The sequence below is a fragment of the Streptomyces sp. NPDC025721 genome (genome assembly GCF_055558595.1).
In genome coordinates this window covers 23,499-38,283 of the sequence record NZ_JBVHMF010000025.1, presented here as the reverse complement: position 1 = coordinate 38,283, position 14,785 = coordinate 23,499, and the positions used below count along the sequence as shown (strand labels likewise).

The 14,785-nt window shown below is 74.1% G+C and carries 10 protein-coding genes; 5 read left to right on the top strand and 5 right to left on the bottom strand.

From position 1 onward, the window contains the following. Positions 1–7: 7 nt before the first annotated feature. Positions 8–2,164 carry an ATP-binding protein gene (locus ACZ4EF_RS28460; protein ID WP_467506925.1) on the top strand — a complete coding sequence of 719 codons (2,157 nt, stop codon included), beginning with the start codon at positions 8–10 and terminating at the stop codon, positions 2,162–2,164. A 159-nt stretch (positions 2,165–2,323) separates the two neighbouring features. Here the strand turns inward: ACZ4EF_RS28460 and ACZ4EF_RS28455 are convergent, their stop codons facing one another. After that, a complete protein-coding gene (locus ACZ4EF_RS28455) occupies positions 2,324–3,100 on the bottom strand; it encodes a CAP domain-containing protein (protein WP_467506923.1) in 777 nt (258 codons plus the stop codon). 320 nt (positions 3,101–3,420) lie between these two features. Continuing rightward, entirely contained in the window at positions 3,421–3,984 is a 564-nt protein-coding gene (locus ACZ4EF_RS28450; protein WP_401858425.1) for a hypothetical protein, read from the bottom strand. Positions 3,985–4,019: 35 nt separating this feature from the next. On the opposite strand from ACZ4EF_RS28450, the gene ACZ4EF_RS28445 reads away from it, so the two are divergent. Continuing rightward, positions 4,020–4,718: a response regulator transcription factor gene (locus ACZ4EF_RS28445; protein WP_355348469.1), complete on the top strand. Its 699-nt coding sequence runs from the start codon at positions 4,020–4,022 to the stop codon at positions 4,716–4,718. Then, complete coding sequence (locus tag ACZ4EF_RS28440; RefSeq protein WP_467350361.1) at positions 4,715–6,082, top strand: HAMP domain-containing sensor histidine kinase; 1,368 nt, start codon at positions 4,715–4,717, stop codon at positions 6,080–6,082. The genes ACZ4EF_RS28445 and ACZ4EF_RS28440 overlap by 4 nt, the downstream gene beginning before the upstream one ends. Before the next feature lie 59 nt (positions 6,083–6,141). Here ACZ4EF_RS28440 and ACZ4EF_RS28435 read toward each other — a convergent pair whose 3' ends face one another. Both ACZ4EF_RS28435 and ACZ4EF_RS28430 read right to left on the bottom strand, forming a co-directional pair. Further along, on the bottom strand, positions 6,142–7,296 hold the full coding sequence (locus ACZ4EF_RS28435) for a cytochrome P450 (protein WP_467506920.1): 1,155 nt from the start codon (positions 7,294–7,296) through the stop codon (positions 6,142–6,144). A 455-nt stretch (positions 7,297–7,751) separates the two neighbouring features. Further along, entirely contained in the window at positions 7,752–9,065 is a 1,314-nt protein-coding gene (locus tag ACZ4EF_RS28430) for a family 16 glycosylhydrolase (RefSeq protein ID WP_467506918.1), read from the bottom strand. A gap of 423 nt (positions 9,066–9,488) precedes the next feature. Between ACZ4EF_RS28430 and ACZ4EF_RS28425 the strand changes: the two genes are divergently transcribed. Continuing rightward, positions 9,489–11,777 (top strand): DUF4139 domain-containing protein, encoded by a 2,289-nt coding sequence (locus ACZ4EF_RS28425; RefSeq protein WP_467506916.1) that lies wholly within the window; start codon positions 9,489–9,491, stop codon positions 11,775–11,777. Positions 11,778–11,780: 3 nt separating this feature from the next. Next, positions 11,781–13,499: a mucoidy inhibitor MuiA family protein gene (locus tag ACZ4EF_RS28420; protein WP_467506914.1), complete on the top strand. Its 1,719-nt coding sequence runs from the start codon at positions 11,781–11,783 to the stop codon at positions 13,497–13,499. Between the two features lie 33 nt (positions 13,500–13,532). Here the strand turns inward: ACZ4EF_RS28420 and ACZ4EF_RS28415 are convergent, their stop codons facing one another. Then, complete coding sequence (locus ACZ4EF_RS28415; protein WP_467506912.1) at positions 13,533–14,708, bottom strand: epoxide hydrolase family protein; 1,176 nt, start codon at positions 14,706–14,708, stop codon at positions 13,533–13,535. Positions 14,709–14,785 lie beyond the last annotated feature (77 nt).

The following is a 14,785-nucleotide window of genomic DNA, read 5'->3' as shown; positions in this document are numbered from 1 at the left end:
TGTGGCCATGAAGGGGCACATTCCGCAGGAGACAACGAGTTTCGTCGGCCGTACGGCGGAACTCGCGCGGCTGGACATGGCGTTGGCACACCGTCGGCTGATCACCCTCACCGGGCCCGGCGGAGTCGGCAAGACACGGCTCGCGCTGCGGGCGGCGGCGCGCGCGTCGGTCGGCCGCGTCGCCGTGGAAGTCGCCGCGGAACAGGAGCCGGGCGCGGACCGGCGAATCGGTTCTGCGGAAGACACCGACTCCTCCCGCTTCCCCGACGGCACCTGGTGGGCCGACCTCGCCACCCTCGACAGCCCGCACCTGCTGCTCGCCACCGTCAGCGACGCCGTCGACCTCGCCGACCACTCACCGCGGATGCCCGTCGAGGCACTGTGCGAATGGCTCGCCGACAAGCGCCTGTTACTCGTGCTCGACTCCTGCGAGCACCTGATCGAGGCGTGCGCCCACCTCGTCGGAGAACTGCTGACGGCCGCGCCCGGCCTGACCGTACTGGCCACCAGCCGCCGCCCGTTGGCCTCCGCCGTGGAGGAACTGATCGACGTCGCACCGCTGTCGGCAGAAGGACAGGACGCGCTCGCCCTCTTCAACCAGCGCGTCACCGGCCGCCTCGGCCACACCCCGCTCGCGGAACCCGGCGCGGCGGAGGCCGCCGCGACCATCTGCCGCCGCCTCGAAGGGATACCGCTGGCCATCGAACTGGCCGCGGCCCAGGTCGGCCCCGCCACCGTCGCCGACGTCGCCGACCGCCTCGGCTCACGCTTCGACGTCCTGTCCCGCACCGGCTTCGTCTGGCCCCGGCGCCACCAGACACTGCGCACCGCGATCGGCTGGAGCCACGAGCTGTGCACCCCGCAGGAACGGCTGCTCTGGGCCCGGCTCAGCGTCTTTCGCGGCGCCTTCGACCTGGCCGCCGCGGAAGCGGTCGCCACCGGCGGCCCGCTGCGCGCCGCTGACGTCGCGCCGACCCTGGAACGGCTGGTCATCCAGTCGGTGATCATCAGGACGGCCCCTGCCGACGACGCGTCGAGCGGCGCAGGACACCGCGAGCGCTACCGCATGCTCGACACGATCCGCGAGTACGGCGGTGAGTGGCTGCGCGAGCTGGGCGAGTCCGCCGCGACCGCCCGCCGTCACGCCGACTACTTCACCGGCCTCGCCCGCTGGGCTGACGGGAGCTGGTCGAGCCCCGACCAGCTCCTCGGCTACCGGGTGATCGAGGACACCCACCCCGACCTGCGCTCCGCCCTCGACCACTGGCTCGTCCACGACCCGGCGCAGGCCGCCGAACTGGCCGGGCTGCTGGTCTACTTCTGGACCTGCTGCGGCCACCTCAAGGAAGCCCGCTCCTATCTGGAGCGCGCCCTGGAACTGCACACCGCGCAGGACCGGGCCCGTGCCCGCGCGCTCACCGGCCTCGGAGCCACGGTCACCCTCCAAGGGGACTACGCCCTGGCCACCGAGATCAGCGCCGAGGTGGAGGCCGCGGCCGAAGCGGGCGGCGACCAGGAGGAGCGGATCGCCGCCGCCTGCCTCACCGGCCTGCTGGGCCTGCTCATGGGCCAGCCGCGCAAGGCACTGGACGCGGTACGCGCGGCGCTCGGCGGCGCGCCCGGCTTCGCCTTCGACTCCCCGGACCGGCTGCGCTGCAACCTCGTCGAAGTGCTCTCCCTCACCGCCCTCGGGGACTTCGCCGAAGGCCGCGAGCGGGCCCTCGAACTGCGCGAGCACTGCGTACGCACCGGCGAGGTCTGGACCCGCTCCTACCTGGACTACCAGCTCTCCGTCGTCGCCCTCTTCTCCGGCGCCCCCACCGAGGCCATCGGCTACGCCCGCACCATGCTGGAGAGCAAACGCCTCATCGGGGACGCCTTCGGCATCGCGCTCGGCCTCGACCTGCTCGCCGCGGCCCTGGCCGCCGAGGGCCGGGCCGAGCAGGCCGCGTCGGTCTACGGCACCGGCGGCGCCTATTGGCGCAGCGTCGGCCACCCGCAGCGCGGCGCGCCGGAACTCCAACTGGTGCGCGAGCGCTGCGAGGAGACGGCCCGCGCGGCGCTGGGCGACCAGGCGTACGCCGCCGCGTACGCCCAAGGGTCCACCGCCCACGGCCCGACCGCCCTGGCCGCCGCCCTCCAGCCGGACAACCACACCGCGTGAGCGGCCCGTTCACCCCTGCCGGAGACCCGCGAGGGAACGGGGCGGCCGGTCGGACATCCGTCGGCCGGGGCCGGGGGGAGGTCGGCCCCGGCCGACGGGAACGTGCCGCGCTGTGGGGTTCGCGGCACCGGGCGGGAAGGAAGTAGGAGGCGGCGACGGTCAGTTGGAGAAGTCCTGCGTCATCCAGACCGTGCCGGAACCGTCGCGGTAGACGTCGATGCCGATGTGCGTGTAGCCGCTGCTGAGGATGTTGCGGCGGTGGCCGTCGTCAGGGGCCTTCTCGTCCAGCATCATCTGCGTCAGACCGACCGCGCTCGCGGCGATCGCGGAGGCGGAGGAGCCCACACCGCCGCCCTCGCCGATGTTCTCGCCCGCCGACGTCCAGTGCACCCCGGCGGCCGTCTCGCGGTCACCGAAGGCCGGTTCGCCCGGGCACTGGTGGGACAGGCCGCAGCCGGACGCCATCACCTGATTGTGCGCGGCGGCGCTCTTGTTGAGCCCTTCGAGCAGCGTGTACGGGGCGAGGCCCTCCGCGGCGCGATTGCGGTTGATCAGGTCGAGCACCTGCCGCACGGCGTCCCCGGCGCTCGGCGGGTTCGTCGTGGCGGGCGGTGCGGGAGTCGTCGCCGAGGGGCTGGGCGCCGCCGTCGTGGGCGCGGTGGTCACCGGGGTGCCGGTCGGCGTGGCCGTCGGCTTGGGGCTCGGCCGTCCGGGGCGCGGGCGGTGCGTGGTGGAGATGGTCGCGGCGGGGGCGGTGGGCCGGAAACCGGCCGGCTTGCCGCCGGGCCTGTGCCCGGCCGACGCGCTCGCGTCGCCGGAGCCGGAGCCGGAGCCGCTGTGCCCGGCGGGGGGCGACCCCTGATGCGGCGCCCCGAGGCAGGCGAAGGCGGTGCCGCCACCGAGTACGGCCAGGGCCGCGGCTCCGGTCACCGCCATGCGTATCCGCGGCTTGCGCCTCGCCCTGTGCTGGCCATGGGCGGAGTTACGGGAGTGGGCACGGCGGGACGAACTCATTGCTGGCACCTCGTGGTGGGGGAGACGTGTCGTGAGGGGGACCCGCTCACAGGAACGGTCCGGCGGGCACGACCCTAGGCCGCCGGAGCCGTCCGATCCGCCGGCCGAGCCCAACTTCACGTTCCCCTAAGGAAAGCCGCAGATTCCGCTGAGCCCCGCCCCCGGCCGGGCGTCCGCAGGACCGCGGACACCGCTGAGCCCCGCCCCCGGCCGGGCGGGCGAAGAACCGCGGACACCGCGCCTCACCAGGACACCTCGCTGGTGACCTCCTTGGCCTGCGGACGCAGCGTCGCCGTCAGCTCCGAGCGGTGGCGCGCCCCGGTGAAGGTGATGGTGAGGGTGTCCGGCGCGCTCTGCCGGGTGCTCGTGGTGAAGCCGATCGCGGGCACCGCCGAGACCAGGCACACCGCGTCCGCGCCGAACCGTATCGACGCCTGACCGCCCGTCGACTCGAAACTGTGCGTCCCGGCACCTCCTTCGCAGTCCGGCGGCCGGGAGGCGGTCGACGGCGGCGCGGCCGGCGCGGAGGACGGGCTGGTCGCGGTCGCCGTCGGGCGACGGGTCGAGGGGGACGGCGACACCGTGGGCTTGCGGGTCCGCGTCGGCGACTGCCGGGGCGTGGCCGTCGGCGAGCCGATCACCACGGAACTGGGCGAGTTGGTGGCGATCCCGGCCGCCACATCCCGCGCGGACGGCGGCAGCGGCGCCGTCGAACCCACCACGAAGCGCACGGTCAACGACACCGCCGTGACGGTGAGGACCGTGCACGACAGCCAGATCAGGAAATGGCGCAAGGACCGGGGCACCGGGCCATCATGGCCGATCCGTTACGGTGTGCCGCATGGCGAGCGTCCTTGTCGTAGAAGACGATCCCGGCATACGTGCCGAACTGATCGGGATACTCACCCGCGACGGGCACGAAGTCCGCAGCGCCGCCGACGGATTCAGCGGATTGCGCGAGGCGACCAGAACGCCGTTGGACGCGGTGATCCTCGACCTCGGCCTGCCCGACCTCGACGGCGGCGACGCGCTGCGCATGATCCGCGGCATCTCCCGCGTACCGGTCCTGATCGTCACCGCCAGGGACGACGAGGCCGAGATCATCCGGCTCCTCAACGCGGGCGCCGACGACTACCTGGTCAAACCCTTCTCCGGCGGACAGCTCACCGCCCGCCTCGGCGCCGTCCTGCGCCGCTCCGCGGGCCCCGACGGCAGGACCGGCGCCCCCAATCTGCGCGAGCCCGTCACCCTCGGACCGCTGCGCATCGACCCCGGACCCCGCACCGTCCACCTGCACGGACACGAAGTCCCCCTGACCCGCCGCGAGTTCGACCTGCTGTCCTTCCTCGCCGCCAACGCCGACACCGTCGTGTCCAAACGGCACATCCTCACCGAGGTCTGGCGCGACCCCTACGTCGAGGACCAGACCATCGACGTCCACCTGTCCTCCCTGCGCCGCAAACTCGGCGAGAGCGCGGCGGCGCCGAGCCTGCTGCGTACGGTGCGCGGCGTCGGCATCAAACTGGTGACCCCGCGGTGAGAGGGACCCTGGCCAGGGTCGCCCTGGCCGTCACCTCGATGGTGGCCCTGTCCTTCCTCATCCCGCTGGGCCTGCTGGTCCGCTCCGAGGCCCGCAACCAGGCGATCACCGCCGCCGAGCAGCGCGCCGCCGCCCTGGCGCCGGTCCTCACGCTCACCGACGACCCGGCCGCCGTACGGCAGGCCGTCTCGGGCCTCGACCCGTCGGGAAACCTGGCGGTCCACCAGCCCGCCGGCCGCTCCATCGGCGCGGGCCACGCACCCCACTCCCTGCTGGTGCGCGCACAGCACGACGGCGAGTCACTGGCGCAGGACCTGCCGGGCGGCGGCTGGGTCTACCTCCAGCCGGTCGTGCTGCCGCAGGGCCGGGTCGCCGTCGTCGAGGAATTCGTCCCCGAAGCCGAGCTGAACCGCGGGGTGAACGCGTCGCTGACCGTGATGGCGCTGCTCGCCGTCGGCCTGGTCGTCGGCTCCGTCCTGGTCGCCGACCGCCTCGCCTCCCGCGTCGTACGGTCCTCCCGCAACCTCTCCTGCGCCGCCAACGCGCTCGGCCGCGGCGACCTGGAGTCCCGCGTCGACCCCATGGGGCCGCCGGAACTGCGTGAGGCCGGGCAGGCGTTCAACGCCATGGCCGCACGCATGCTGGAACTCCTCGCCGTCGAGCGGGAATTGGTCGCCGACCTGTCCCACCGCCTCAGGACACCCCTGACCGCCCTCCAGTTGGCCACCGAACGCATGGGTACGGGACCGGACGCCGCCCCCGTGGCCGCCGCGGTCGCCCAGCTCGAAACACAACTGCACGCCGTCATCACCGCGGCCCGCACACCGCTGGCCGTCGGACACATGGGCGCGCCCCAACTCGACCGGCCCGAACAGGTGTTGTGCGCCGCCACGGTGATCGTCCGCCGCCGCGCCGGATTCTGGACGACGCTCGCGGAACAGCAGGGCCGCCCCTGCCTGGTGGAAGTGACCGGCGAGGACGCCCTGATCGACCTGCCGGAGGACGACCTCGCCGCCGTCATCGACGCGCTCGTCGGCAACGTCTTCCGGCACACCGCGCCCGGCACCGCCTTCGCGCTGCGCCTGGTGCGCGCCGCCCAGTCCGTCACCCTCACCGTCGAGGACGCGGGCCCCGGCATCCCGGACCCCGACGACGCCCTCGTCCGCGGCGCCAGCACCGCGTCCACCGGCCTCGGCCTCGACATCGCCCGCCGCGCCGCAGCCGCGACCCGCGGCGCGCTGGACATCGACCGCGGCCCGATGGGCGGCACCCGCGTCGCCGTCCGCTTCGGCCTCGCCTCACCGCCGCCCAAGCGCGGACCGCTGCACCGCAGGCGGGCCCGCCTGCGCAAGTCGCCGGTCTGACGCGGCGGCCACGAAGAAGTCCTGCCCCGCGGCCGAGGGCGTGGGCCGCGGTGGCCGATTCAGCGCTCGGGAGCCGGTACCGCTCGCGCGGTGAGCCGGGTCCAGCCGGCGGGCGGCGCCAGAAGCGTACGCACGTGCGGCCTGCGCGTGCGCAGCCGTACCTCGCCCCGGTAGCCGCTCAGGATGAGGTGGCCGAGGTGTTCGAGGGCCCTGACGGCGAAGCCGCTCGCCGGACACATGCCCTCGCCCTTGCCGAACGGCAGGTAGGACCGCCGCTGTTCGTCGGTCGGCCGCTGCCAGCGCGAGGGGCGGAAGTCCAGCGGCGCCTCCCAGACGGCCGCCGACCGGTGGATCGCGTGCGTGCCGATCAGGACGTGCTCGCCCTCGCGGACCTCGGCCCCGGCGATCTCGTGGTCGGCGGCGGCCACTCTCATCAGCCGCCAGGCGGTCGGATACAGGCGCAGCGCTTCCCTGACCAGGCGGTGGACCTGCTCCCGCCGCACCGTCGGGGTGTTGTAGCCGTGCCGGACCCCGAGCAGCACCACCCATTCGAGCGTCACGCCGGTGAAGCCGACCGTGGACAGCACGAGGCGTTGCAGCACCTGCGCGCGATCGGCCGTCGACAGCTCGCCGGGCAGCCCCAGCACGAGGTCGACCAGATCCCGCGCTCCGTCCTCCTGAGCGGACAGCCGCCCGAGCTGTTCGGCGAGCCCGGCCCGGACGGCGGGCACCGTACGGTGCGAGCGTCTCAGCACATGGCCGACGACGTCGTCGGCGACCACACTCGATGTCACATACGTGTCGACGAGCGCGTTGATCGCGGTGTGGCTCCGGTCCGCGATGACGGGGGCGAAGTACCGCCGGACCACCTCGACGCCCCAGCGCTGGTGCCGCAGACGGCCGCGACCGTCACACACCTCGCCGAGAGCCGCGCCGAGGTCGAAGGACGACGCGGGATCGTGCCGGGCCAGGACCCTGAGCAGTTCACGCGAGGCTTCGCCCCTGACCGCCGGGGGCAGGGACTCCGGCCCGAGGCGGAAGAACCCGGACTGGGACAGATAGTCGCCCGCCTGCTCGACCAGCACGTCACGGGCCGCGCCGCCGTCGGCCACGAACAGGGTGCCGAAGCGCAGCCGGAACGGCCCGTCACGGCCCGCCGCCTGCTCCTCCCACCGCCGCAGGTCCGGCCACAGACTCTTCCTGTCGAGGAACACGGGTCGCCCGCCTTGTCGGATACGGGACGGAACGCGCGCCGCGTACGGCCGCCCGCCCCGTCCCCGCGCGGAGAAGACGTCAGGCGTTGTGCCCGTACCTGTCGCCGTACTGGTTGCGCCGCGCACGCGCCTCACCGCTGAGCGCGCGAAGGCTCCTGACGATCCATGACATCGTGGCCGTCCTCCTTGTCGGTCCGAGTGGTGCCCGGTCCTGCTGCGGGCGTCAGTCCTGCTGCCCGTAGCCGACGAAGTACCCGTGCCACCGTGCGCGCATCTCGCCGCTGAGCGCCCGAAGGCCGCTGGTCACCCATGACATGGCGTACTCCTTGTCGGTCGGTGCTCCCGGAAGGTGACGGTACTCCCACGAGCGAACCGGGCGAACCGCCGAAACCGGCCAAAGACGGCGCGGGGCGCGCCCGGTGGACCGGGCACGCCCCACGCCGTCGGACCAGGGGTCAGCCGAAGATCCACTTCTGGTTGGCGGCCCCGCCGCACGTCCATGTCTGCAACCGCGTCCCGTCCGCCGACGCGTTGTCCTTCGCGTCAAGGCACTTGTCCGCGCCCGTGTTCGTCAGGTCGTGGGCGTCGGTGTACTTCCACTGCTGCGCCTGGGTGCCGTTGCACGTGTAGAGCTGCACGGCCGCGCCGTCCGCCGTCGAACCGCCGTCCACGTCGAGGCACTTGCCCAGCGCCCGTACCGTCCCGTCGGCGCCGAGCGTCCACTGCTGGGCCACATTGCCGGTGCAGTCGTGGAGCTGGACCGGCGTACGGTCGGCCGACGCGCCGCCCGCCACGTCCACGCACATGCCGCCGATGCCCTTGATCGAACCGACCCGGTCGGAGCCGCCAGACCCGCCGGACCCGCCGGTGCCGCCGCCCGCCGTCGTGCCGGAGCCGCTGGCCCACTGCGACGCCCGTACGTAGTCGACCGTCATCGTCTGCGGGAAGGACGTCGAACCGTCGGGCGAGCCCGGCCAGTCACCGCCGACCGCCAGGTTGAGGATCAGGAAGAACGGGTGGTCGAACACCCACGTGTTGCCGCCCGCGTCCGACGGCGTACGCGTCTGGTAGACCGTGCCGTCCACCGTCCAGGTGATCGCGCTCGGGCTCCAGTCCACACCGAAGGTGTGGAAGTCGTCCGCGAAGGCCGCGCCGCCGGGCAGTGTGTACGGGGACCCGATACCGGCCGCGCCCGAGTAGCCGGGGCCGTGGATCGTGCCGTGGACGGTGCCGGGCTCCCGTCCGATGTTCTCCATGATGTCCAGCTCACCGCTGTGGGGCCAGCCGACGCTGCCGATGTCGCTGCCCAGCATCCAGAACGCCGGCCAGATGCCCTGGCCGCGCGGGATCTTGATGCGGGCCTCGAAGTGACCGTACGCCTGCGTGAAGGTCGAGGCCGTGTTCAGCCGCGCCGAGGTGTACTTACAGGGTCCGTACCAACAGGACAGTCCGGTGTCGGAGTTGGGCCGTGCGGTGATCACCAGGTGCCCGTCGCCGTCGAGAGCGGCGTTGGAGGTGCTGTCGGTGTAGTACTGCAACTCGTTGTTGCCGTTGCCCGAACCACCCTTCTCATGCGTCCACTTGGCGGGGTCGGGCGCGCTGCCCGCGGGGCCGTCGAACTCGTCGGACCAGGTCTGCCGGCCCTCGGCGGCGTCCGCCCTCGACGTGCCGGGACCGGTCGTCGCCACCAGGACGGCGGCCACCAGAGCGGCGGCGACCAGGACGACCAGTCCGCCGAGCGACCATCTGCGTGCGCGGTGTGCAGCCATGGGTTACGTACCTTGTCTGTGGGGGAGATCAGGGTTCGCGTCGGCGGCGGCCGGGCGTACGGCGTCGGGGGAGGCGGGGGCCGTGGCCGGGGGAGCGCTCTCACGGGAGCGACGACCGCCGCCGACGGCCCCGATGCTACGCACGGTCACCCTGCCCGCCAACCCGCCCGGACAGCCGCCCGCACGCCCGTGACGTGCCCGAACTGCGAGGACGCCGATCGGCCCGAGGCGCTGATAAGCCGCTCTTAACCGGCCCTTAAGACACGGCGTTCGTGATCGTCCGTCACCGGCCGGACCTCCCGCGCCGCCGGACCGGCACCGACCCTCGGCGTGCCCAGGAGGACTCGGCTAGGGTACGGACGAGTCCGGGCCCCGAGACGTTACAGGGCAGACCGGCCGCGGGCCGAGCGTGGGGGAGACAAGGTGGGCGCAGCCGTTCCGAGCGGCACGGATGAGCCGAACGAGCCGTCCGCCGCTGAGTCCGAGGTGACCTCCGTCGTCGTGCACGCCTCCGGAGCGGTCGTCACCCGCCGCGCGCGCGTCACGGTGCCGACCGGAACCGCCGAGACCACCGTCCGCGTCGAGGGCCTGCCGCCCACGCTCTACGAACAGTCGCTGCGCGGCCGGGTGGTGAACGGACCGCACGGGCTGCGCGTGACCGGCGTACGGCTGGACGTCGGCGCCACCGTGCACCGGGGCGAGCAACTGCCCTCGCTGCGGCTGGACCTGGAGGACGCCGAGGACCAGCAGTCCCGGCTCCAGGACCGCAAGTACCGGCTGGAGAGCGAGATCGAGGAGGTGGCGGCGCTGCGCGCCGAGCCGCCGCAGCCGCGCAGGGGCGACCCGCCTCGCTGGGCGCCCGTCGAGTCCTTCCTCGCCCTGGCCGGATTCGTCGACACCCGACTCGGCTTCCTGCACGAGCGGTTGCGGGCCACCGAGGACCAACTGGCGCGCGCCGACCACGACGTGGACGTCCTGCGGGCGCGACTGCACCAGTCGTCCACCGCCCTGAGCGCCGAGCGCACCGACCCGGCCGTCGGCGCGGTCGTGACACTGGCCTCCGAGGTGACCGACACGACCGACGTACCGGACGCGTCGGCCGACGCACCGGACGCGCCCGAAACCCGCGAGGACACCTCCCCGAACGACGAGGCCCGGACACCCGCCGACGCCCCGGCCGAGATCGACGTGGAGGTCGAGGTCGAGTACCACGTCCCCGGCGCCACCTGGGTCCCCACCTACCAACTCCGCCTGGACGGCACCAGCGGCGCGGGCACGCTCGTCCTGCGCGCCTGCGTCGCCCAGCGCACCGGCGAGGACTGGTTGGGCGTACGTCTCGCGCTGTCCACCGCGGACCTGCTGCGCCGCTCCGACGTGCCCGAACTGCGGTCGCTGCGGATCGGCCGCGCCCAGCAGGAACCGCAGACCCCCGGATGGCGCGAACCGCCGCCAGGGCTCGCCGAGTTGTTCACCGGCTATGACGGCGCCGCCGCGGCGCACCCCGCCGCGTCGCGCGGTCCGGCCCGGCCGTCGGGCCCGGGCGCCCCCAGGTCCATGAACGCGTGGCTCGGCGGCGTCGAGGACGACCTGGAAGAGGCCGACCTCTCGCCGGACCTGGCGGCGGGCGGCGCGTACGGACCCGCGGAGCCCGGCGGCGCGGCCGAGGCCGTCGGCTACGGCGGTTCGTTCGGCGGCCCGGTGCCCGCACCGGGAGCGGCGCCGCCCCCGGCTCCGCTCCCCGCCGCAGCGCCCATGTCCCAGGCGCACGCCGAGCCCGCGACGGACCGCGCACGCGGCAGGTCGGCGCCCGTCGCCCGCAGCGCCCGGCGCAAAACCGCCGCGCCGCCCGTACCGCCGCCGTCCACCGCGCCGTCCGTGGACATGCTCGACTACGGCCGCCTGACCGTCGCGGGTCCCGACGCGGGCGCCGAGCGCGGCACGCTGCGACCGGAAGCCGCCCCGATCGCCACCGTGGTCACCGAGTACCGGCGCAGGGCCGAGACCGTCGGCCGCCTCCCGCGGCCCGCGCACGCGGTCGACGTACGGACCTCGGCCGGCTCCTTCGACTACCGCTTCGACACCGCCGCGCCCGCGGACGTGGTGTCCGACGGCGCGTGGCACATCGTGCCGGTCAGCGAGGTGCCGGTCGTCACGGAGTCGCTGCACGTGTGCGTCCCCGCGGTGGACACGGCCGTCTTCGGCACCGTCCTGGTCACCAACACCTCCCCGCACGCGCTGCTCGCCGGTCCGGCCGACGTCATGGTGGACGGCGACTTCGTCCTCACCGCGGCCCTGCCGACCCTCGCCCCCGGACAGCGGCAGGCGGTCGGCGTCGGCGTGGCCGAGAGCGTCCAGGTGGCCCGCCGCACCCACATGCGCGAGTCCACCGCGGGACTGCGCGGCGGCACGACCGTCCTCGACCACACCGTGGAGATCGAGGTCGCCAACCGCCTGCCGTACCCCGTCGTCGTCGAGGTCCGCGAGCGCGTACCGGTGTCGACCGACAAGGACGTCCGTATCGAGGAGCACCGGGCGCGACCGGCCTGGACGGAACCCGAGGAACCGCTCACGGGCCAGGGCGGCTCGTACGTCCGCGGAGCGCGCGTGTGGCGCGTGGAGTTGGCACCCGGCCGGACCACGAGGCTCACCGGAGGGTTCGAGGTCCGCCTCCCCGCGGGCAAGTCGGTCGTCGGCGGAAACCGGAGGAAGTGAACCGTGACCACCCCGGAGACCCTGACCGACGGGACCGGCGCGCCCGGCGCCGATGACACGCCCGCCGAGCCGGACGCGCTCTTCCTCCCGGTCACCACCGTGACCTGCCTGGAGGACCGCGCCCAGGTCGAACGCACCGGCACCGCGCGGCTCACCGCGGGCGTCCAGCGCCTGCGGATCGGCCCGGTCACCTCGCTGACCGTCGACCGGTCCCTGCGCGCCGAGATCTCCGCGGACACCGAGGGGGACGACGACACGGACCTCGGCGCGGACGGTCCGCGCGTGTTCGACGCCCGCGTCATCCGCACCTACACCCCCGCGCCTCCCGGCGGGCCGGGTCCCGACGCGTCCGAGCTGCGCCGCGAAGTCGACTCCCTGGAACGGGAGATGCGCGAGGTCGGACAGCTGCGGCAGCGCCTGGAGAGCGCGCTGGCCGTGGTCCACCAGGCCAAGGCCGATCTGCACCGCGACATCGTGCAGGGCGCGGGAGCGGGCGCCGCCGACCCCGAGCGCTGGGCCGACCGCCTGGAGCGCGTGGACGAGGACGCCGAGACCAGGATCGGCGAACTCCACCGGCTGCGCCGCCGCGAGCACGACCTGAACGAGGAACTGCGTACGGCGCGTACGGCATTGGCGGCCACCGAGACCGAACCCCCGGTGCTCACGGCCTTCGTGGAACTCGTCGTGGAGGCGCCCGAGGCCGGTTCCGCGCGGATCCGCGTCGTGAGCCTCGTCCCGTGCGCGCTGTGGCGCCCCGCCTACCGCGCGACGCTCGCCGCCGACCGCGACAGCGTCACCCTGGAGACAGACGCCTTCGTGTGGCAGGACACCGGCGAGGACTGGAACGGCGTACGGCTGTCCCTGTCCACCGCGCGCCCGACGCTCGCTGCGGCCCCGCCGGAGCTGACCGAGGACGTCCTGACCCTCAGGGAACGCACCGTCGAGGAGCGCCGGACCGTCGAGGTGGACCTGCGCGAGGAGGACGTCACGACCGTGGGCGGCGACTCGGCCGCCGACACCGCGGGCGGCGCGGGACCGCTGCCCGGCCTGCACGACGGCGGCGCGGTCCGCGTCCTGCACGCGCCCCGCCCCGTCACCGTCCCCTCCGACCGGCGCCCGCACCGCGTCCACCTGTCGGCCTTCACCGCCGCCTGCCGCACCGAGGACACCTGCGCCCCCGAACTGTCGCCGCTGGTCGTGACCACCGCGCGGTTCCCCAACGCCGCGGGCCACGTCCTGCTGGCCGGCCCCGTCGACCTGGTGCGCGACAGCGGCTACACCGGCCGGGCCACGATGTCCTTCGCCGGTACGGGCGAGGACGTACGCCTGTCCTTCGGCAGCCAGGACACCTTCCGGGTCGTCCGCCACACCGAGGAGCAGCGCGACACCACCGGTCTCGCCGGGATCAACCAGCGCACCGTGATCACCCGTCAGGTGCGGCTCTTCGTCTCCCGCCTGGACCAGCCGAGCGCCGAGCACCCCGGCGACACCGACCGGCCGGGCGCCGACCTCACCCGCGAGGTCGTGATCCGCGAACGCGTCCCCGTCTCCGAGGTCTCGGCCGTCGAGGTCCGCACCCTGCCCGACCGCTGCCGCCCGGCGCCCGACGAGACCGACGACGACGGCATCGTCCGCTACGTCCAGCGCCTGGCTCCCGGCGAGCGCCGCGAGATCACCCTCGTCTACGAGGTCAGCGCGTCGAGCGCGGTGACCGGTCTGTGACGCGGCCCTGACGCCCTTACGCAGGACCGCCGTTCAGCCCGCTGCCGCCCGGTAGGGGCGGAAGAATTCGCGCAACTCCCGCGCGTACACCTCGGGTTCCTCGAACGCCGCGAAGTGGCCGCCGCGCGCGGGCTCGGTGACGCGTACGGCGTTGGCCGTACGCTCGAGCCAGGCCCGCGGCGGGCGGGCGATGTCGCCGGGGAAGAGCGAGAAGCCGGAGGGCACTTCGACGCGGCGGGTGAGCTGGGCCGACGGGATCGCGGAATTCGCGTGGTACATCCGCATCGACGAGGCGATCGTCCCGGTGAGCCAGTAGATCGTCACGTTGGTGAGGATCTCGTCCTTGGTGAAGCTCCGCTCGATGTTGCCGCCGCAGTCGCTCCACGCCCGCAGCTTCTCCACGATCCACGCGGCCAGCCCCGCGGGCGAGTCCTGGAGCCCGACGGCCGCGGTCTGCGGCTTCGTACGGTGCATGGCGGCGTATCCGCCCTCGGCCGCGCCCCAGGCGGCGGTCTGCTGGAACCAGGCGCTCTCCTCGGGTGTGAGCTCCGCCGGATCGCCCGCGAAGACGGGCAGGCCGCCGTCGGTGCGGTGGACGGCCACCACCCGGTCGGGGTGGTCGAGCCCGAGATAGCGGCTCACATGGCTGCCGATGTCCCCGCCCGCCGCGCCGAACCGCGCGTAGCCGAGGACGTCCATCAGCTCCGCCCACAGGCCGCTGACGGCGACGGAGTCGAGCGGCCGTCCCGCGGCGGGGCGGTCGGAGTACCCGTAGCCCGGCATGTCGGGCACGACCACGTCGAAGGCGTCGGCCGGGTCGGCGCCGTGCGCGGCCGGATCGGTGAGGAGCGGGACGACCTTCGCGTACCGCCAGAAGGAGTCCGGCCAGCCGTGGCTGAGGACCAGCGGCAGGACGGGCCCCGCGGGCGCGACGGCGCGGGCGTGGACGAAGTGGATGCCGAGCCCGCCGATCGGGGCCCGGAACCGGGGGAGCCGGGCCAGCGCCGCCTCCTGCGCCCGCCAGTCGAAGCCGTCCGCCCAGTAGGCGACCAGTTCGCGGAGGTAGTCCAGGTCGGTTCCCAGCGACCATCCCGCGTCCTCGGGCGCGTCCGGCCAGCGCGTCGCGCGCAGCCGGGTCCGCAGGTCGTCGAGCGCGGCGGCGTCGGCCCGCGGGGCGAAGGGTTCGGGGCGGAACGGGGCATCGGGCATGGGACGCATGCTAACGCCGCGTACCCCGGCGGCCCCGGAACGGGGGAGCGTGGCGAATCCGGACGTCGGCCACTGGT